At 56.4% G+C, this 20,677-nt stretch carries 17 protein-coding genes; 10 read left to right on the top strand and 7 right to left on the bottom strand.

From position 1 onward, the window contains the following. Positions 1 to 233: 233 nt before the first annotated feature. From pyrC to ABSE13_RS03970, 5 genes are all read left to right on the top strand, one after another. Positions 234 to 1,493 carry a dihydroorotase gene (pyrC, locus tag ABSE13_RS03990; RefSeq protein WP_424027200.1) on the top strand — a complete coding sequence of 420 codons (1,260 nt, stop codon included), beginning with the start codon at positions 234 to 236 and terminating at the stop codon, positions 1,491 to 1,493. 274 nt (positions 1,494 to 1,767) lie between these two features. Beyond that, positions 1,768 to 2,085 (top strand): DUF167 domain-containing protein, encoded by a 318-nt coding sequence (locus ABSE13_RS03985; RefSeq protein WP_424027199.1) that lies wholly within the window; start codon positions 1,768 to 1,770, stop codon positions 2,083 to 2,085. A gap of 208 nt (positions 2,086 to 2,293) precedes the next feature. After that, positions 2,294 to 3,526, top strand: coding sequence for a DNA primase DnaG (gene dnaG / locus ABSE13_RS03980; RefSeq protein WP_424027198.1), 1,233 nt, complete (start codon positions 2,294 to 2,296; stop codon positions 3,524 to 3,526). Positions 3,527 to 3,585: 59 nt separating this feature from the next. Further along, positions 3,586 to 3,867, top strand: coding sequence for a UPF0058 family protein (locus ABSE13_RS03975; RefSeq protein ID WP_424027197.1), 282 nt, complete (start codon positions 3,586 to 3,588; stop codon positions 3,865 to 3,867). 110 nt (positions 3,868 to 3,977) lie between these two features. Continuing rightward, positions 3,978 to 4,913 carry an ornithine cyclodeaminase family protein gene (locus ABSE13_RS03970; RefSeq protein WP_424027196.1) on the top strand — a complete coding sequence of 312 codons (936 nt, stop codon included), beginning with the start codon at positions 3,978 to 3,980 and terminating at the stop codon, positions 4,911 to 4,913. Between the two features lie 717 nt (positions 4,914 to 5,630). Here ABSE13_RS03970 and ABSE13_RS03965 read toward each other — a convergent pair. Both ABSE13_RS03965 and tes read right to left on the bottom strand, forming a co-directional pair. Continuing rightward, positions 5,631 to 6,209: a class I SAM-dependent methyltransferase gene (locus tag ABSE13_RS03965; RefSeq protein ID WP_424027195.1), complete on the bottom strand. Its 579-nt coding sequence runs from the start codon at positions 6,207 to 6,209 to the stop codon at positions 5,631 to 5,633. 266 nt (positions 6,210 to 6,475) lie between these two features. Then, entirely contained in the window at positions 6,476 to 7,945 is a 1,470-nt protein-coding gene (gene tes / locus ABSE13_RS03960; RefSeq protein ID WP_424027194.1) for a tetraether lipid synthase Tes, read from the bottom strand. A gap of 156 nt (positions 7,946 to 8,101) precedes the next feature. On the opposite strand from tes, the gene ABSE13_RS03955 reads away from it, so the two are divergent. From ABSE13_RS03955 to argF, 4 genes are read left to right on the top strand one after another with little or no spacing between them, the layout of a single operon-like run. After that, positions 8,102 to 8,602, top strand: a complete 501-nt coding sequence (locus tag ABSE13_RS03955) for a CDP-2,3-bis-(O-geranylgeranyl)-sn-glycerol synthase (RefSeq protein WP_424027193.1) — start codon at positions 8,102 to 8,104, stop codon at positions 8,600 to 8,602. Beyond that, entirely contained in the window at positions 8,596 to 9,111 is a 516-nt protein-coding gene (gene pyrE, locus ABSE13_RS03950) for an orotate phosphoribosyltransferase (protein WP_424027192.1), read from the top strand. Before ABSE13_RS03955 ends, pyrE begins: the two co-directional genes overlap by 7 nt. 33 nt (positions 9,112 to 9,144) lie before the next feature. Continuing rightward, positions 9,145 to 10,431, top strand: coding sequence for a phosphoribosylamine--glycine ligase (gene purD / locus ABSE13_RS03945; RefSeq protein WP_424027191.1), 1,287 nt, complete (start codon positions 9,145 to 9,147; stop codon positions 10,429 to 10,431). Further along, positions 10,428 to 11,339 (top strand): ornithine carbamoyltransferase, encoded by a 912-nt coding sequence (argF, locus tag ABSE13_RS03940; protein WP_424027190.1) that lies wholly within the window; start codon positions 10,428 to 10,430, stop codon positions 11,337 to 11,339. The genes purD and argF overlap by 4 nt, the downstream gene beginning before the upstream one ends. Before the next feature lie 24 nt (positions 11,340 to 11,363). Here the strand turns inward: argF and ABSE13_RS03935 are convergent, their stop codons facing one another. Continuing rightward, complete coding sequence (locus ABSE13_RS03935; RefSeq protein WP_424027189.1) at positions 11,364 to 11,603, bottom strand: hypothetical protein; 240 nt, start codon at positions 11,601 to 11,603, stop codon at positions 11,364 to 11,366. Between the two features lie 15 nt (positions 11,604 to 11,618). Beyond that, positions 11,619 to 13,118: a methanogenesis marker 14 protein gene (locus ABSE13_RS03930; protein ID WP_424027188.1), complete on the bottom strand. Its 1,500-nt coding sequence runs from the start codon at positions 13,116 to 13,118 to the stop codon at positions 11,619 to 11,621. Between the two features lie 105 nt (positions 13,119 to 13,223). Here ABSE13_RS03930 and ABSE13_RS03925 point away from each other — a divergent pair, with 105 nt between their 5' ends. Continuing rightward, a complete protein-coding gene (locus ABSE13_RS03925) occupies positions 13,224 to 15,485 on the top strand; it encodes a tetratricopeptide repeat protein (RefSeq protein ID WP_424027187.1) in 2,262 nt (753 codons plus the stop codon). Between the two features lie 20 nt (positions 15,486 to 15,505). Here the strand turns inward: ABSE13_RS03925 and ABSE13_RS03920 are convergent, their stop codons facing one another. From ABSE13_RS03920 to carB, 3 genes are all read right to left on the bottom strand, one after another. After that, a complete protein-coding gene (locus tag ABSE13_RS03920) occupies positions 15,506 to 16,699 on the bottom strand; it encodes an argininosuccinate synthase (protein ID WP_424027186.1) in 1,194 nt (397 codons plus the stop codon). A gap of 173 nt (positions 16,700 to 16,872) precedes the next feature. Continuing rightward, positions 16,873 to 17,376, bottom strand: a complete 504-nt coding sequence (locus ABSE13_RS03915) for a hypothetical protein (RefSeq protein ID WP_424027185.1) — start codon at positions 17,374 to 17,376, stop codon at positions 16,873 to 16,875. A gap of 135 nt (positions 17,377 to 17,511) precedes the next feature. Next, on the bottom strand, positions 17,512 to 20,676 hold the full coding sequence (gene carB / locus ABSE13_RS03910; protein WP_424027184.1) for a carbamoyl-phosphate synthase large subunit: 3,165 nt from the start codon (positions 20,674 to 20,676) through the stop codon (positions 17,512 to 17,514). Between the last annotated feature and the right edge of the window lies 1 nt (position 20,677).

Raw genomic sequence — 20,677 nt, 5'->3', positions numbered from 1 at the left:
GACCAATCACAACCCCCGGCACCGGCACGACCGCCCTGTTACAGGGCTCTGCCGGAGTTCCGGTTTGATAATCATGAATACAGCTGAACCGGATTGAATACCTGTCGATATACACACGGATGGGCGGAATCCGCATAAAAGGGATCCGACACCCCCGGGGGCGCAGCTGCGCTGTCGGCAGCAGATTCACCCATCACCATGCATTTATGGTTGCGAGGAGGAAACGTTGTACTATGGAGGCTTCCCCGAGTCTTGTCCTGCGGAATGTGACCGTCCCGGGCGGACGCTGTGCGGACATCACCATCAGTGAGGGGAAGGTAATACATGCAGGCGCTGCCACACCGGCAGACCATGAAGTAGACTGCACCGGCCTGTTCGCGCTCCCGGCAGCAGTGGACATGCACGTGCATATGCGGGGCGGTTCCCAGTCAGCAAAGGAGGACTGGGCAAGCGGGAGCCGAAGCGCCCTTGCCGGGGGAGTGACCATAATCGTTGATCAGCCCAACACCATTCCGCCGATCACGACCCCCGACGCGCTCAGGGCCCGGGTGCTTGAGGCAAGGGCGCACTCGCTCTGCAGCTTCGCCATCAACAGCGGCGTGACATTCGATACTCCGGTGAAATCAATGTGGAGCTCGGGTGCAATGGCCTTTGGCGAGACGTTCTTTGCCCCCTCAAGTTACGGGGATGCGATCACGAAGGATGAGCTTGCGGCTGCACTGCGGGAGATCCATGCCTGCGGGGCACTGGCAACTATTCATGCCGAGGAGATCGGCAGCGGTACCGATGAGGACCTGCCTGCCCATGAACAGGTGCGGTCCGTGGCAGGTGAACTGCGGGCGGTGCGGGCGGTGCAGCAGTGCAACAAGACCGGGTGCCGGCTCCACTTCTGCCACCTGAGTTCCCGGGACTCCATTGCAGAGGCCACGGGATCGGTGGAAGTGACACCCCATCACCTTTTCCTCTCCGTTGAGAAATTCAGGCCGGAGGATACCCTTGGGAAGGTGAACCCCCCGTTGCGGAACGAGCGGGAGCGCAAAGGACTTTGGACCGCATGGCACCAGATCGATGTAGTCGCATCGGATCATGCCCCGCACACCCTGTCAGAGAAACAGACGCCATTCCCGGAGGCACCCTCCGGGATTCCCGGGGTGGAGACAATGGTGCCGCTCCTGCTTGCTGAAGTACTTGAGAAACGGATCAGCCTGCAGGACGTCATTGCAAAAACATCAGTAACTCCCGCGGTCCTGCTCGGGATCCCACAGGCCGGATTTTCACCCGGTGACCGGGCGGATTTTGCCCTGTACCCGAAAAAAGCGGTCCCCGTGGACCCTGACCTGCTGCACAGCCGGTGCGGATTCTCCCCCTTCGCCGGGCTCCCTGCAGTTTTCCCATCCCGGGTCATCCAGGGTGGCACGGTCGTCTATGAAAACGACGAGTTCACCTGCGGCCAGCCGCTCTGGTTCGCAGGGAAGGGGTACTATCCTCAGTGAACCGGGGCCGTCGATCCGTGCCGAGCATCCGGTGTACCCTTCCGAAATCCTCAATATCCCGGACGCCGAATATGATGGTGCCGATAACTGCGTACCCATAGGTCCCCGGGTGATCGATTGACAAGTGTCTGGAAGTGATCCATGGGACAACCCGGGTGCGCGACAGGCATTTGCCCGGCATGGGTTAAAACACAGGTGAAGGACGGCAGCAGCCACTGGTGATCCATGTGCGTTAATGCCGGGCTACATTTCCTTAATTACGGAATGGTAACGGATGCCGGATATCACGGACGCTCTTTTCGAGGACCGGCATGGGGTTGTTATTGCTATTGAGGTAACTGCGGGTGCAAAGACCAGCGCATTTCCCGCGGGATACAACGAGTGGCGGAAGATGATCGGCTGCCGGGTCGCAGCGCCGGCAGTAGAGGGAAAGGCAAACAGGGCCGTGATCGCACTGGTAGCACAGCGGCTTGACGTACCTGCCGCTTCCGTGAGTATTCTTTCGGGGTCAACCGCATCCCAGAAACGGATTCTCATTACCGGCATAACGAGGAGCGAACTGCTCGGACGGCTCTCTGTCCCTGGTGAATGACACCCGCTGATAACAGAGGGACGAACTGGTTACAGGTTAACGTATTCTGAATTGTTCTTCATCATATCGCACGGTTTACGGTACGGGAAAAACAGGGATGCGATGTTTGGAAATGATCCTGTACTTTAAGTAATTCCAGACAATATATATATTTTATACCTATGATCAGGCCTTACAACCATTGCATGATACATGGGGGTGCGTTTACTTGTATTCACCGGATACTACCAAGTACCTTATTCACATCAGCGTCACCGCAGAGGGGGTGGTCGAGAAACCTGACGTAGTCGGTGCCATATTCGGGCAGACTGAAGGGTTACTCGGCGAAGATCTTGACCTGCGGGACCTCCAGAGAACGGGACGTGTCGGACGGATAGACGTCCAGATCACGAGCAAAAAAGGCGAGACAAGGGGCGAGATCCTGATCTCGTCCTCCCTTGACCGGGCCGAGACGGCGATCCTTGCCGCCTCGCTCGAGACGATCGACCGCGTAGGTCCCTGCGTTGCGCATGTGACCGTGGAATCGATCGAGGATATCCGGGTCAGCAAGCGGAAGAAGATCGTTGAACGGGCAAAAGAGATCCTGATCGAACGGTTCGAGGACGGGACGATCGACAGTGACGAACTGCTGGACGATGTCCGCCAGACCCTCCGTATTGAGAAGATCGGGTCCATTGGCGAGGAACGGTCACCGGCAGGGCCGAACGTGCTGGAATCGGACGCGATCATCATCGTCGAGGGACGGGCCGACGTCCTAAACCTGTTGCGGTACGGCATCAAGAACGCCGTAGCCGTGGAAGGGACAAATATCCCCAAGAGCGTGGTGGAGTTGTGCGAGAAGAAGACCACCACCGCTTTCTTCGACGGGGACCGGGGCGGTGAACTGATCCTCCGCGAACTCCTGCAGGTAGCAGACATCGATTTCGTTGCCTTCTCCCCCAAGGGAAAGAGCGTCGAGGACATGACGAGGAAAGAGGTGATCAAGACCCTCCGGAACAAGGTACCCGTGGAATATGTGCGGGACCAGTACTTCGAGACCTCGGCAGAACTCCCGGCCGACCTGCGGTTCAACCGTGCTTCACCTGAAACAGAAGAAGCACCTGAACGGAAAGGCAGGCACCACGCTCCGGCAAAACGCCCGCGGGATACGACAGGCGGACCCTTAAGCCTCCGGGAGCATATCGAGGATGTCAAGGGGCAGAACCTTGCCCGTTTCCTGGACGAGGACCTGACCGTTGTCAAGGAGCTGCGATCGGATGAGGTCGAGAAGGCCATCGAGACGATCGATACCACCGCGACCGGGCTCGTCCTGGACCGCCCCGTGGACCAGAAACTCCTTGACCGGCTCGTCCAGAAAGGCATGTCCTATGTTGCGGCCCGGGATTTCAAGGGAATCATCAAGCGGCCCCTGACGATACGGCTGCTGAAAATGGGATCATAATCCCCTCACACAAATTTATTTATCCTGTATGAATCCATGTTACTGTCTGGAGTGGTGACATGCACAAAGACGAACTTATCAATCTTCACAAGATGCTCGCGGAGGTCAAGGATTATTTTGAAGAGATCAATCCCGAGTTGAAGTTCTCCCAGTATCATTCCCTGAAGATCACCCCCTCCCAGCAGCACAAGAGCAAGATGGAGCACAAATACGCGATCTTTGTACTCGGCACCGAGATTGCGAATGCCATGAAGGAAGTGGACTACAGTTCATCCAGCAGGATCTCGGCCAGAATGAAAGAACTGGCTGACAAGACCTTCAAAGAGATGGAATACGCGTAACTGCTCATATCCAGCAATCTTTTTTTAATCCGGCCCGGCGCGGAATTCCTGCAATGTGCGCATCTGCCTCGACAACAATATTGAAATCCCAATACTGACGATTCCCGGTCATGCAGTACTTCACCGACACGGACATGGGACTGGACATAGGTCTCGTAAATGCAGCCGTTGAATCGGCTTTCGCCGATCACGGGAGAGGGCTCGTCCAGATGCCGCCCAAAATATACGTAACACTTCCGGCCGGTGATTTCCGGACCATGCCCGCGTACCTCCCGTCACTTGACATTGCGGGGGTGAAAATCGTGAACGTACATCCCGATAACCCGGCAAAGGGCCTCCCGACTGTGATGGCCCTGACCGTGATCCTCGATACCGGGACAGGAAAACCCGTTGCCATCCTTAATGCCACGCGTCTGACGGATATGCGGACCGGGGCGGCGGGAGCAGTGGCCTGCAAGTACCTGTCGCCAAAGAAGGAGATCGTCCTTGGTGTCATCGGGACCGGGAAGCAGGCGGAGGCGCAGGTCCTGGCTATCTCCCGGGAACTGAAGATACAGCACATAAAGGTCTGGAGCCGGGATATATCGCATGTCAGGAGATTCGCAGACCGGTTCATGGAGTTTCCCTGTAGTGCAGGCCCGCTGGAGCAGGTGTGCGACTGCGATGTGCTGGTTACGACAACCCCGTCGAGAAGCCCGATCGTCCGGGACGAATGGATCCACGAGGGCACGCATATCAACGCGATCGGGGCCGACGCCCCGGGCAAGGAGGAGCTCGATCCTGCTATCCTCCAGCGGGCACAGGTCTTCGTGGACGACCCGGCCCAGGCCGTGCATTCCGGGGAGATCAACGTGCCGATCAGCACGGGGCTCTTCCGCGAGGTGGATATCGCCGGCACCATTGGCGAGGTGGTGATCGGGAAGAAGCAGCGAAGGGATCCGGATGCGATCACGGTCTTCGACTCAACCGGGCTTGCCATCCAGGATCTTGCGATCGCGAAGATTGCTATGCAGCACGGGAAGACGTTTGAGCTGCCGTTTCCGTGAGATAGTGAGAGTCTGAACCGGGGCAGGGGGGGTTACCGGGCAACCCTCCCTTCAATTTATTTTTGATTCGTGCCAACCCCCCCCACCTGTATGGGAGGGGGGTTGGCCGGGAACCCCTCCCCCCCTTTGGCCCGGGCGGACCCCCCTGATCAATTTTGAGTAGGCTTCCGGATTGCGTGCTTCGTCTGAAGGCTCATGCGATGAACGGATCCGGGAGGCATGCAATAGTGCACGATTCTCAAAAATGAGGGGAGGGTTGGCGGTGAACCCCCCTCCTCATTTATTTTTGGGAGGGGGGATCCCCCCTGCCTTGCCGGAATGTGGTGGGGGGGTACCCACCCCAGGTGCTGAGGGAGGGGGAGCTACCCCCCTGTCTGACATGGACCGTAAATCCGGGCCTTCCAACGTGGCTCCATGAGAAGCAGAGGCCGGTTTGATGGAAGCAAGGGAGGGGTGGGTACCCCTCTTGTACCCGGAGGGGTACCCACCCCCTCCCCCCAGGTCCGGAGGAGGGGGGGCCCCCTACCCACCCCTCACTCAGTGGGTGGGTACCCCTGCTTGGTGAAAGGAACACTCTCCAATGAAAATTGCGATGAATGGCCGCTGCTCCGAAGGGCGCCCCGCGGCGGATCAATGACGGTATTGGGGAACCTTAACATCGGTGACCGCCAGCTACCCTGCGAACCCATCCCTGACAGCGGTCCTGTCAGATATTCATTATTTTTTTGATATAGACGAGAGCCAGGCACGGGGTCCTTCGGCCCGGGTGCGGCTTTCGAAGACCGCCGGCCTGATGTAATTGATGGACCACCCGTCCCGGAAGGAATCCTCTATCTCTCTCTTTGTTATCCTCCTCGGACCGTATCCGCCGGGCTCCAGTTCGCTGAAGCAGAGCATGAAGTATTTCCCGGCGGGAGGCAGGATGGTTGCAAGGTTATCCACGAAGACCGGACGGTCTTCATTGGACAAGGTATGGAAGAGCCCTGAATCGGTGGCAGTATCGAACTTCCTGTTGAGCCTGGAGAGTTCCAGCGCGTTCAGGACAAGAAAATGCACCTGGAGTCCTCTTCCGGCAGCCTTTTCCCCCGCCTTCTGGATCGCCATGGGGGCGGAATCGATCCCCCACACTTCATACCCTTCCCCTGCAAAGAAAAGGGCATGCTCGCCTGTCCCGCACCCTATGTCGAGGACAGATCCTGTTATCTCTCCCCTCCGGACCAGCTCAACGAATTCCTTCTGGGGCCGGCCGATGTCCCAGGGAGGTGTGCCCCTGTATGCCGAGTCAAAGAAATCCATATCTCACCATAGATTCTGATATGCTTATCATTATTCCTTCATGATATTGCAGCACACCGGGGCAGTGCTATCCGAACATTTTATGAGATATACGATGGACGCCGCCGCCCCAGACGGGGCACCCCCGCGGCGGATCAATTACTTTCATTTCCGGGTACAGGTAATGAGTGGCGCAAAACCCGACGAGGCGTTTTGCGCGTAGGGCATCGCAACAATATTCACAAAATACTACTTCAAAAAATTGGTGAGGGGGACCGGCCCCTCCTCTACTCTTCCTTCTTCTTCGCAAACTTCTTCCACACCTGCTCCCGGTACACCGGCCCGCTGTTGTAAGTGCAGAACGGGATCAGTTTCCCGTCAGGGGTCGCGTAATGGATGCAGCACCGCTGAACCCGCTCGATATCGTAGTTGTACTTGTCCATGAAGTGCATGGTGCCGATGAAAAGGGCGTTCCAGTGGAATTCACGCAAGGCATCGAAGTTCTGGCCGATCAGGGTCTTCCCTATCATCTTCCAGAACTCCGCGGTATTGCCCTGCTCGCCTTTCTTCACGGAGCCGTGCATCTCCTTGACCCCTTCAAGGAGTGCCTTGTACTTGTTGATGGTGCCGCCTTTCCGGATCGTCTCGGCCATGTGCTCGATCGATTCGAAGAAACTCTCCACGTCGACCATGCGGTTGACGGGAACGACGCCCTCGGGCTGGACGAAGACATAGGTTGCAGCCCCGCAGTGCTGGTGGGCGGTGAACCGGACCTGGGGCCTGCCGGTGTAGGCTTCCACGAGATCCGAGAAGGGGAGGACGCACGGCACCGGGTAGAAGTCGTCCTTCTTGAGGATTCCGCCCATCTGTTCCTCGATCCGGTCGAGAACATCGGGGATGGTGATCCGGGCTTTCTGGAGGTCTTCCTCGCTCGCAGCACCGGTAAATGCAACCGGCTGGAAGTTCACGCCCCGCACGACCGCGATATTTTCGATGGCGAACCGGATGATGCCCCCGAGCTCCTTGTCGTTCCGGCCCCGGATGACGGTGGGGACGAGTACCGTACCAAGCCCGACTTTCTTGAGGTTCTCAAGCGCCTTTTTATGGATCGCGAGGAAAGGGTTTGTCTCCGGGCTCACACCGTCGAAGTGGAGGTAGACCGTGTTGAGGCCGGCGTCTTTTAGTTCCTGGGCAAGATTAGGCTCTTTTGCGAGCTTGACACCGTTTGTTGCGATCTGTACCTGGGGGAACCCCATCGCCTTGGCCTTCCGGATGATGTCTACCAGGTCATCCCTCATCGTGGGTTCGCCACCGGAGAACTGTACCGCAGGGGCCGGGATCGGTTTCTCATCCCGAAGCACCTGCAACATCCCCACAACCTGGTCAAAGGAGGGTTCGTAGACGAAACCGCAGGCCCGGGCATTGGCAAAGCAGAAGTCGCAATCGAGGTTGCAACGGTTGGTCAGGTCGATATTTGCAAGGAGCGTCTGGGAATGATGGTTGTTGCACAGCCCGCAGGCTGTCGGGCAGCTGTTGGCGGGAGCACCGGGGTTCTGGGGGTTGGCGATTCCGTTCCCGACGGCATCATACTCCTCGAACCGGTGATAGGTGCGGGCGTCCGACCAGTACAGGTACCGGAAATCCCCGTGTGCCGGACATGTCCGCTTCAGCCAGATCTGCTCGTCTTCCTCGACAATTTCCGCGTCCACAACGGAGTTGCAGGTAGGGCAAAGACTGCGTGTCTTTTTTATCAGCATGTATGTCCACTCGGTTCAGATTATTCCTACAGGCTGTAGAAGGATACCCGTTATGGCAACCTTAATGTTTCTATCTGTTCTTTACTACAGGTATTGGAGTGCTACATTATTAGTACTGATTTCTTCATAATACCATTGTTTTCTGCAGTCTGGATCATGCTGCCGGCATACCTCCCGAACCCGGTAGCCGCATTGTCCGGTGGCGGAACTCCCGTGGACTTTGGCAGGAATTATGCCGATGGCCGCAGGATCTTTGGCGATGGTAAGACCTGGCGGGGGCTTATCTTCGGTATCCTTGCCGGCGTCGGGATCGGTATTATCCAGATCCAGGCTGCAGGTGCCTTCGGGCTGGGGTTCATTCCCGGCCTGACGCTCCTGTCAGTCATCCTGCTTGCAACAGGCGCACTCCTTGGCGATCTCATCAAGAGTTTTTTCAAGCGCAGGTTCGGGAAGGAGCGGGGTGCGAAGTGGCCGATTGCCGACCAGTATGATCTGGTGGCCGGCGCATTTCTTCTCCTCCTCGTCTTCGACACCGGCTGGCTCTTCGGGGAGGTTACACTTCCCGCATTCATCATCATCCTCATCCTTACGCCTATCCTTCACCGGGCAGTGAATATCATCGGATATGTGATCAAAGTCAAGGAGGTACCATGGTAAGGAACGCACTTGCAGAGATGCTCATAAGGTACAGGGCAATCGAATTCGGGGACTTCACGCTCGCATCAGGAGCAAAGAGCCCATATTATATCGATGTGAAATCCGCGGTGACTCATCCGGATCTTCTTATGGTAATTGCTGATGCCGTCGTTGCCGCGCATGAATTCGACGTGATTGCCGGCGTAGCAGTCGGAGGAGTCCCGCTTGCTGTTGCTGTCGCGCTCGCAGCAAAGAAGCCCTACGCCATTATCCGGGCATCGGAAAAGAGCCATGGCAAGAAAGATGTGATCATCGGCAACGTAAAGGACAAGGATGTCCTGCTGATCGAAGACGTAACAACATCCGGTGGTTCGGCCCTGTATGGTATCAACGCACTCCGGGCAGCGGGTGCCCGGGCCGACCGGGTCGTAACGGTTGTGGACCGCGAACAGGGAGCGGAAGCAGCGCTGAAGAGCGAAGGTGTCCGGATCATCCCCCTGGTACGCTTACGGGAACTCTTAAAAGAGTAAGGACTTTTTATTCCCAGCGTACACTAGGATGGTATGAAGATTCTCGTTGTGGGCGGGGGAGGAAGGGAACATGCGATAGCCTCTGCCCTTTCCCGCAACACACACACTACCGTACTCTCCGTGATGGCAAAACGCAATCCTGGCATTGACGGGATCGCCGGCAGGGTTCTCCTTGCAAAAGAGACCGACGTACCCCGTATCGTCTCGTTCGCCCGGGAGAACGGTGTGGATTATGCATTCATCGGCCCCGAAGCCCCGCTCGAGGCAGGCATCGTTGATGCACTCGGGGCTGCGGGGATTCCATCGATAGGTCCGGTCAAAGCCGCTGCACGGATCGAGACCGACAAGGCATTCTGCCGGGACATGATGGAGCAGCACGCGATTGAAGGACGCCCGAAATACCGGGTCTTCCATTCCCTCCCTGAAGCCGAAGAATTTATCGCGAACCATGACGGGGACCTCGTAGTCAAGCCGATCGGGCTGACCGGGGGCAAAGGCGTCCGGATCATGGGCGAACAGGTGGACCGGGCAGGGGCGATCGCATACGTCAGGACCCTGCATGGTGAAGCAGTCCTTGAGGAGCGCCTTCTCGGGGAGGAGTTCACCCTTCAGGCATTTGTCGACGGCACTCATCTCGTGCCCATGCCGCTCGTCCAGGACCACAAGCGGGCATTTGACGGGGACGTAGGCCCAAATACCGGCGGCATGGGTTCGTACTCGATGCCGGACCACATGCTCCCCTTCGTGACAAAACCGGATTACAAGAAAGCGATAGAGATCATGAAGTCGGTAGTGGCTGCCCTGGAGCGGACCGGCCAGCCGTACAAAGGGATCCTCTACGGCCAGTTCATGAATACTGCGGACGGCCCCAAAGTGATCGAGTTCAATGCCCGGTTCGGTGACCCGGAAGCAATGAACGTCCTCTCGCTGCTGACATCAGACCTGTCGGAGATCGTACACCATATTGCCGAAGGATCGCTCCTGCCCTCCCACGTCTCCTTCGATACACAGGCAACGGTCTGCAAATATCTTGTTCCTGACGGCTACCCGGATTCACCCCATACCGGCGATCCGGTCCTCATCGGGCCCCACGATGACACGCTCCTCTACTATGCCAATATTGAGAGGTTAAACGGGGGGCTGGTCACCCAGACCTCCCGGACCCTGGCGTTTGTCGGCATAGGAGAAACACTGGAGCAGGCAGAACAGGCTGCCGAATCTGCGGCATCTGCGGTGAAAGGGAAGGTCCGCCACCGCAGGGATATCGGGACACAGGAACTGCTCAACCGGCGTATCGCCCATATGAAGGAGCTGCGATGAAAAAAGATTTTATTTCGATACTGGATATCGATGAACAGGAACTGGAGCAGCTGCTCAATGAAGCACACGAGCTCAAGCGCCAGAAGAAGGCCGGGACAAAGCACCTGCTGCTTGCCGGTCAGACGCTCGCGATGATCTTCGAGAAGTCCTCGACCAGGACCCACATCTCCTTCGAGGTAGGGATGAACCAGCTCGGCGGCCATGCCCTCTTCTTAAACGCCGGCGACATGCAGATCCGGCGTGGGGAAGAGATACGGGACACTGCCCGGGCCGCGTCGCGGTACGTCTCTGGTTTGATGATCCGCGCCTACAAGCACAGCACCATCGAAGAGTACGCCAAATATGCCACGATCCCGGTCATCAACGGTCTCTCTGATCTGGAACACCCCTGCCAGCTCCTCGCCGACATCATGACCATCCAGGAGCATTTCGGGTCCACAAAGGACATACGGGTCGCTTGGGTGGGTGACGGTAACAATGTCTGCAACTCCCTCATCCTTGCAACGGTCCTGACCGGGCTCAGGGTAACGGTCGCCACACCGGAAGGTTATGAACCTGCCGGGGATGTTGTCAGGAAAGCCCGATCCCTTGGCGGCGATGTAACGCTGGTCCGGGAACCTGAGCAGGCAGTCAAGGATGCCGAGGTGATCGTCACCGATACCTGGATCTCAATGGGCGACGAAGGAGAGAAGGAAGAGCGTATGCGGGTTTTCAGGAAATATACTGTCGATACACAGCTCATGAAACACGCGTCGCCCGATGCCCGGGTCCTCCATTGCCTGCCGGCTCACCGGGGCGAGGAGATCACGGACGAAGTGATGGAAGGCGGTCAGAGCCTGGTATGGGACGAAGCGGAGAACCGGCTGCATGCCCAGAAAGCGCTGCTTGTCCGGCTGCTCAAAAAATAATACTTTAAAAAAATCTGAAAAAAATTACTTTTCTTCAACGAACGCTTTCAGCTGTTCGATCATGTATTTCTCGACTTTCTGGGCGGTCTCCATTGTGCCCCGGAACGCCAGCAGCTCCCGCTCGTCGCCTTCCATATTGGCAAACTTGATCTTTTCCATGCGCTCGACCACCTTGACATCGAATTTTTTCGTCACGTCAAAGATGATCTTCTGCGGGACTCCGGGGGGGATGAGGACATCATAGAGCGGTTCGTCGTCAGTCATGGTTATACACCTGTATCATTTACCTATCTTGATCCGCCGGCTCATAATACATGGGCCCCCGCGGACACCGCCGATCGGGTTCCTGGGTTTTCCGAGGGAGTTCATGCACCTGCCCATGAGCGCCGCGCCCCGGGCCAGCCCGTCATCCACAAAGACGAGGTGATCGTTTGGGGACTCAAAGAGATTGCGTTCGGTTATACCTTCGAGGATATACTCGGGTTTCCGCCCGGAGATCGCCGCCCGGCCGGTGAAGCCGATGGATGCATTCTTCGGTACCAGATCTTTTTCCACTGCTACGTCAATCAGGCGCAGGGCCATCCTCGCGCAGACCCGGTCGATCACTTCATTGAGGGTGGACATCCCATTGTTCTTGTGGATCTCCGCACCAATTGCGAGAAGCTTGTCCATGTCGCTGCTGTTGGTCCCGCAGTCGCATCCTATCATGGCGATCCCGGACTCGAGGGCAAGGCGGGCATTGACCGGCACCCGGCCGAACCGGTCCCGGTCGGCAGGCACGATCCGGATATCGATGTGCTCGTGGCAGCGGTCTACATAATCAGCAACCACTTTCCTGTTACCGCCGCCAAACAATCCCCCGGCCACGCTGTGTTCGCCGAAAATATCCAGTGCTGTGCCGGTACGGGCCTGGACGAGACCGGTCCCCCGCACGATGGCATCCGGAATCGCGCCGGCCAGACCACAGAAGTTCCCTACGGTCCGTGCAAACGGGTTGGGACTGTCCGGGCTGACATCTGTAGTGATGCGGCCATCGAGGGTTGTGCCGAAATCCACGGATATGCAGGGGTTCCGGAAATCTACGCTGGTCCATTTTGCACCTTCCTTGATACCTGCCATGGCAAGCTCGCCTTCCATCTCGTTTGCAACCATCTCGACACCGGTTGATCCCACGGGAGGGACAACGCCGGCAACTGCCCCGACAAAGACCACCTTATCAGCAAAACTGAAAGGCTGGAGTTTCTCCGGCTGGTTCTCTTTTGACATGGGCGGGGTCATCTTCCGGGGGGGCACACCGGCAACAAGGCAGCCATTGGCAAGAGCGATAACAAAATCCCCGATCTGGTCAGGAGATTCCATCTCCGCAACCACACCGGTACTGCGGACTACGAAGTCGAGATCCTTCTGGATATCGAGATGCACTTCCTTATGGCACTGTATCAGGGTGTCCCGCACCAGTTCGGTCACGGCTTCGCGGGTGAGGGGCGTACCGTCAAGAGTGGCCCCGAAAACTGTTTCGTTTGGTTTCGGTGGCCGGATATCCCGGCTCATACTGACAGTCTTGTTGATCACGTACGACATGCCGGTCTCGAGGCTGACACCCGTGAGAATGCACTTGGTGGTAGTGTTCCCCATCTCGACCGAGGCAACGATAAAATAGGGCTTGTTCTTGTATTCCGGCATCTGCATCCCTGCGCCGTGGGTTATGGAAGGGGGAGGCGGGCTCTCCACGATATTGGGTTTGGGCCTGGTGAAGCGGGAAAAAAAACTGGCGCACATGTGATCCGAATCTTGTCTGGCAACCCATATACATTTCTGTTTTGAGTCATGACGGGCTTTTAGAAGAGAAAAACTTCATGACGGATAACATAAGAAATGCTCCTTATGGAAGAAGCGCTGGAACCCTACCTGTCGGGCATATCGTTTTCAGCGCAGGGAAAATACGAAGAAGCCCTCCTCTCATTCGAGCGTTCGCTCGCGCTAGACCCTGATAACACCGGTGCATGGATCGGAAAGGGCCTTGCCCTTGCGTATCTCGGGCAATATAATGCATGCATCCAGGCATTTGACCGGGCAATTGCCCGGGACGAGAACGATGAAATCACCTGGTATAACCGGGGACTTGCACTGCACATCCTCAGGCATGACAACGAGGCACTCCAGTCATTCGATCGAATCCTTGTAAAAATTCCCGAACATGCACTCGCGTGGGGGGGTAAAGCCCGGTCATATGCCGCACTTGAACGGTATGACAAGGCGATTAATGCCTATGATCGTGCTCTCCGGTACGGACCGGATGATGCTAATGAGTGGACTGGCAAGGCCAATGCATTATTTGAGCTTGACCGTCACAATGACGCCCTGCAGGCTTTTGAAAAAGCCCTTGCCCTTGATCCCGCGAATGCCCACGCTCTGAATGGCAAGGGTGCTGTCCTTATGAAACTTGGCCGGGTAGATGAATCGGTACTCATCTTCGACAAGGTCATTGTACAGGACCCCGCCAACATTACCGCCCTGGCAGGAAGGGCAGAAGGACAGATCAGCAAAAACCGGTTCGATGAGGCGCTCGGGGACCTCACGCAGGCGATCCGTATGGACGATCATGATGCGAAATTCTGGTACCTGAAAGGAGTGGCCCTTGGTAAATCCAATCGTACTGATGAAGCGCTGCAGGCATTTGAAGAGGCCATTCGATGCAACGCGAATATCGCACTTGTATGGTACAAAGAGGAGGATATAATCCGGTTTCTGGTACGGGATCATGATGAGATCAAAGCCTTTGAACGTGCCCTTCCGATTGATCCCGGCCTCCATGAGGCCTGGTCAAGTCGCGCCTTCGGGCTTACCCGGTCCGGTAAATTCGAGGAAGCCATCCAGGAATATGAAAAGGAACTGGGGCTGTCGCCCGGATCAACCATTCTCTGGTATAACAAGGGAGTCGCGCTCGATACTCTTGGCAGGTATGAAGAGGCACTGACTGCTTATGATACGGCAGTGGCAAAAAATCCCGGTCTTGCAGCCGGGTGGTACAATAAAGCGCTGGTGCACACGTACCTCGGCGAATACAGCCCGGCGCTTGAATCGTATGAACGGTCTCTTGTGATCGACAAGGACTCTGCGGTAATCTGGTTTAATAAAGGGCTCATCTTTGGTGTCCAGGGCCGGTACGAACAGGCCCTCGCTGCATTCAACCACACGATATCCATTGCCCCGAAGATGGCTGCGGCCTGGTATAACCGCGGGATCTCCCTCCGCAGGCTCCACCGCCATGCTGAAGCAGCTGAATCCTATGACCATGCAATCCTGCTGGACCCGGGGAACATGCCGGCTTGGTTCAATAAATCTGCAGAACTTCTCCGGACCGGTTCATGGGATGCCGCACTCCAGGCGATTGATATTGCCCTGACCATACGGGAGAACCACGCCATCAGCCGGTATGTGAAAGGCCTCCTGCTTGCAAACCTTGGCAGGAAGCACGAGGCAAAAGCCAGCCTAACCAGAGCGAGGACTCTTGACGAAAAATTGTATTCCGTTCAGTACCCTTTCGGGGGGATCCTGTATTTTTCCCGGACCTACCATCCCGTCAGTACCGATGATGCACAGAGCCGGTCATCAGATTATACTGATGCACAGAACTGGTACGAAAAAGGCGTTTCGCTGTACCGCGACTTTCGTTATGAGGACACCGTTGCTGCAGTTGATCGTGCACTCAGTTTTGATGCAGCGGTTCCCCGTGCATGGGTGCTGAAGGGATTTGCGTTGCATAAACTGGGAAAAGAACAGGACTCACTGGAGGCGTTTGACCATGCCCTTGCATCTGATGATGGCAACTACCGCATCTGGAACATCAAGGGGCTGATCCATAAAAAACTTCATGAACTGCCCGGTGCACTTGCAGCATTTGATCATGCGGTATCCAAAAACCCCTCCTTTTTTACCGGGTGGCACAACCGGGGGCTCGTCCTTCTCCAGATGAACCGGTTCGATGAAGCACTGAAATCCTTTGACCATGCCCTTTCCTTAAACCCGGATGATCGGAAAACTATGAATGCAAAGTCATATGCAAAAAAGAAGCTCGCTGCACGTGTAACGCAGGGAAACCTGGAAAAAATCTGGCCGGGCCCGCTGGCGGGTACCAGTAAATAACGCCAATACCAGAAAAATGATTATTTCCGTTTCTTCTGCAACTGCATTACCATCCGTGCCTGGATGCCAAAGTAGTGAGAAACGCCGATGGCATGACACTGGTCGATGGCTGCGCTGTCGAAGGATACCAGATCGCTTGAGTAAATTGCATCAGGTGAACTCCTGCCAAGCACCCTGACCGAGCCCTTGAAAAGTTCGAGATCCACGGTGCCGTTCACACGCTCCTGTGTGGTATCGATAAAGGCATTCAGTGCTGCATAAAGCGGCTCGTACACGAGGCCCTTATAGGCCAGTTCAGACCACTTGTCATCAACCGTCCGCTTGAAGACCAGTTCCTGCCTGGTAAGGGTGAGACTCTCGAGGTCATGGTGGGCCATGAGGATGACAGTCGCTGCCGGGTGCTCATAGTTCTCCCGTGCCTTGAGCCCGAGAATGCGGTCCTCAATCATATCGTTGCGCCCGATCCCGTGTTTCCCGGCAAGGACGTTCAGTTTCTGGATCAGTTCATATCCCGGGTATTTCTTCCCGTTCATGGCGACAGGCAGGCCACGCTCGAATGCAAGAGTGATCTTCTCCGGTTTGTCCGGGGCCTTCTGGGGGGAGACGGTCCAGAGATAGATCTCTTCAGGAGGATGGTATTCCGGTTCCTCGAGACGTCCTCCTTCGATGCTCCTGCTCCAGCAGTTCTCGTCCATGCTCCAGGGCCTGCTCTTCTTGACCGGGACCGGGATTCCATGCTGCTTTGCGTAATCGATCTCCCAGTCCCTGGTGAGGTTGAGTTCCCGGATGGGGGCAACAACCTCGAGACCGGCACTGCGGATAATGAAGTCAAACCGGAGCTGGTCGTTTCCCTTGCCGGTACACCCGTGGCCGATCGCTGTGGCACCTTCCTTACGGGCGATCTTGACAACTTCTTCGGCAATGAGAGGGCGGGCAAGGGACGTGCCCATCGGATACCCTTCATACGAGCCGTTGGCCCTGATTGCCGGGTAAATGTGCTCCCGGACAAATTTTTCACGGGCATCAATGGTGTAATGGCGGTCGGCAAGTTTTTTGCCTTTTTTTGTCGCAATATCTATCTCTTCATCCCGCTGGCCGACATTCACAGCCACGGTGACAACGCGATCATATTCATACCGTTCCTTCAAAAGGGGGATGCAGATGGAGGTGTCGAGCCCTCCGGAATATGCAAGAACAATTGTGCCTTTTCCCATGAGTGATACTCCTTGCAGATGGTAACGCTGTACCTGTTGGCAGTATCAGCATATATGTTCAGGGGCACACAGGACGGAGACCACGGAAATATAACAGCACTCGATACATGGATCTTATTAAGAACTGAAAAAAAGGTGTTCAGGCTGGTTTTCCTGAACGGTATTGAGGTGATTTACTTGGTTACAATGATTTTTCCAGTGGTCTGGGGCTGGAATACCGTTGTATAATCGTAGGCACCGGCAACAGGGAAGGTTACTTCCAGGGACTTGCCGGAGGGGATCGTAATCGTGGACATACCACCGAAGTATTGCCCGGTCTGGACGTTGATAGCCTGAATGCCGTGGGGTTTGAACATATCGTTGTTCTGCCAGACAACCTTGCCACCCACGGGGATGTAAACCGTGGTTCCCGGCATAATCGTCATATCGGAATTGAATGTAATAGTAACAGATGGCTGGGGAGTCGGGGTCGGCATCGGCGTTGCATTCGGGGTCATATTGACGATAACAACGGGAACTGCGGTGGTCGGAATAACGGTTGGTGCTGCTGTTGTAACAACTGCGGTCGGAACCGCTGTCGGGACCGGCGTAGCCACAGGTGCTGCCTGCTGGGATGTGCATCCCGCGAGCAGGATCCCGATAAACAGGATTGCAAGAACAACAAGTAATTTCTTCATGCATGTTTTTTGGTTATTTCGGTATATAAGCATATTCAATTTTTTTGGAGAATAACCCGGAAATCCAGCCAGCAGGAGAGAATCACGGTTTTGTAAAAAAAAGCCCGGGAAAAAGAAATTCTGGCAATATTGCCCTTATTCCTTCAGATAATGGCTTATTGGCTCAAGCGTCACTTTCTCGCGCTTGATCGCGTCAATGGCAAGAGCGGCTGCCCGCGCTGCCTGAAGGGTCGTGATATAGGGGATCTGGAAGTCCACTGCCGCACGCATGATCTGGTAATGATCCTGCCGGGACTGCTTGTCCTGCGGAGTATTGATGATCAACCGTATTTCCCCGTGACGCATCATATCCAGCACATTGGGCGACCCTTCCTGGACTTTCCGGACCAGATGGGCTTCCACACCTGCATCGTGCAGATAATCCACGGTTCCCTCCGTGCCGTACAGGACCAGGCCGAGATCCCGCAACTGGCGTGCGATCGGAATCGCCTCATCTTTCTGCTCCATATTCACGGAGATGAAGATGTTTCCCTTAAGCGGCAGTTCGTTGTCTGCGGAGAGGCAGGCCTTGTAAAACGCGAGGCCGAAGTCGTAATCGATACCCATGACCTCGCCCGTACTCTTCATTTCAGGGCCGAGGACCGTGTCCACGCCGGCCAGCTTATTAAAGGGCAGCAGCACCTCCTTGACTGCAATATGGCGGATCTCCCGCTCCCTGTACCCGAGATCCCGCAGCTTCCTGCCGATCATAACCTTGGCGGCAATTTTCGCGACGGGGGTCCCGGTCGCCTTCGAGACAAACGGGACAGTCCTGCTGGCACGGGGATTTGCTTCAAGCACGTAGACTATGGAATCCTTGACCGCGAGCTGAAGGTTGACAAGTCCCACAACACCAAGGCCCATGGCGATCTTGCGGGTATAGTCCCGCACGGTATCCACAACAGACGGGGGGAGCGACTGGGTGGGGATCACGCAGGCCGAATCTCCCGAATGAATCCCGGCCTGTTCGATATGTTCCATGATCCCGCCGATAAGGACCTCATCGCCATCGCAGACTGCATCAACATCCAGCTCAACCGCATTCTGGAGATAGGAATCTATGAGCACCGGGTGGTTCTGGCTCACCCGAACCGCCTCTTTCATGTAGGTTTCCAGTTCATGCTCGTCATGAACGATCTCCATGGCCCGTCCGCCAAGGACATAGGATGGCCTGACAAGGACCGGGTATCCGATCGTTTCTGCTTTCGCGCGGGCTTCTCCCTCGGAATAGGCAGAACTGTTGGCCGGACTGGGGATATTGAGTTTTGTGAGGAGCATGCTGAACCGGTCGCGGTCCTCGGCAATATCCATCGCATCCGGGCTCGTCCCAAGGATGCGGGTGGACAGGCCAAGCCGCCGGATCTCCTTCTCGATAGGGACTGCGAGGTTGACCGCGTTCTGTCCCCCGAACTGGACCATCACGCCATAATACGTATCCTTCCGGAGGATATTGGACACATCCTCGAGTTGCATCGGTTCAAAAAAGAGCCGGTCGGATGTGTCGAAATCCGTGGATACGGTCTCAGGATTGTTGTTGACAATGTGGACCTCGACCCCTTCCTCCCGCAGAGCCTGGACCGCGTGGACCGTGCAGTAATCGAACTCGATGCCCTGGCCGATGCGGATCGGACCGGACCCGAGGATGAGGACCTTCTGCCGGTCACTGGGCACGATCTCGCAGCCCGGTTCCTGTGTAGAGTAGAAGTACGGGGTCTGTGCGGGGAATTCCGCTGCGCAGGTATCCACCATTTTGTATGACGGCAGCCCGGCGATGGCCTCAATTTCTTCAAGGGATTTGCCGGTGATCTTTCCTATCTCGGTATGAGAGAAACCGTATTTTTTTGCCGCGAGGATATCGCTCGCATCGCTCTGCCGGGCGAGGTGCTTCTCCATATCGACAATGTTCCTGATCTTCTCAAGGAAGAACGGGGTGATGGAGGTGAGATGGGCAATCTCGTCAAGGGTGAAACCCATCCGATATGCGTCGAATAGGCAGTGAAACCGTTCGTCGGTCGGGCGGGAGAGGATCATGCGGATCTCGCTCGGGCTCGTATGAGTCCGCACATCCGTATCGAGGGAGCGCTTTGCCTTCATGAAGGCCTCCTCCAGTGTCCGGCCGATCGACATAACCTCACCGGTACTCTTCATGGAGGTGGTGAGGGTCCGGTCTGCACCCTTGAACTTGTCGAACGGCCAGCGGGGGACCTTGACGACAATGTAATCGATCGTGGGTTCGAACGAGGCGAACGTGCACCCGGTGACCGTGTTGGTGATCTCGTCGAGGTGCAGCCCGATCGCGATCTTGGCCGCGACCCGGGCAATCGGGTAGCCGGTTGCTTTCGAGGCGAGCGCGGAGGACCGGGAAACCCGAGGGTTGACCTCGATGACCCGGTAATCACCTTCCTTGAAGGCGAACTGGACATTGCAGCCACCCTGTACGTCAAGAGCGCGGATGATGTGGATCGCTGCACTGCGCATCATCTGGAATTCATCATCACGCAGCGTGAGAATAGGGGCAACGACCACGCTCTCCCCGGTGTGGATGCCCATCGGGTCCACGTTCTCCATACCGCAGACAATGATGCAGGTGTCAGTTGCATCCCGCATCACTTCGAACTCAATCTCTTTCCAGCCCATCACGCTCTCTTCGATGAGCACCTGGTGGATGCGGGAGCGGGAGAGGCCAAGTTCAATGATCCGGGTCAGTTCCTCGCGGGTCTTGCCAATGCCGCCACCGGCTCCCCCCAGGGTATATGCCGGGCGGACAACCGCCGGGAGGCCGATCTCACGGATTGCCTCGTCGATCTGGGTCATCGAGTTGAGGACTATGCTTTTTGGTACCGGCTCGCCTATCTCCCGCATCAGGTCCCGGAACTTCTGCCGGTCCTCGCCTTTGTAGATCGCTTCGAGCGGAGTACCGAGGATCTCGACCCCCTTGAGTGCCCCCATCTCGGCAAGTTCGGCCGTGAGGTTCAGGCCGGTCTGCCCGCCCATGCCGGAGAGGATCCCGTCCGGTTTCTCCTTCTCGATGATCTTGGCAATAATGTCTGCCCGGAGGGGTTCGATGTAGACCTCGTCGGCCATCTCCGGGTCCGTCATGATGGTTGCCGGGTTGGAATTGACAAGGACGACCTTTACGCCTTCCTCGCGGAGGGCACGGCAGGCCTGCGATCCGGAGAAATCAAATTCTGCGCCCTGACCGATCTGGATCGGGCCGGATCCAATCAGCAGGACTTTCCTGATATCTGGCCGTTTGGGCATG

This window comes from Methanoregula sp. (assembly GCF_049518935.1).
Taxonomy (GTDB): Archaea; Halobacteriota; Methanomicrobia; order Methanomicrobiales; family Methanospirillaceae; genus Methanoregula.
This window is presented reverse-complemented; position numbering and strand designations above follow the sequence as displayed.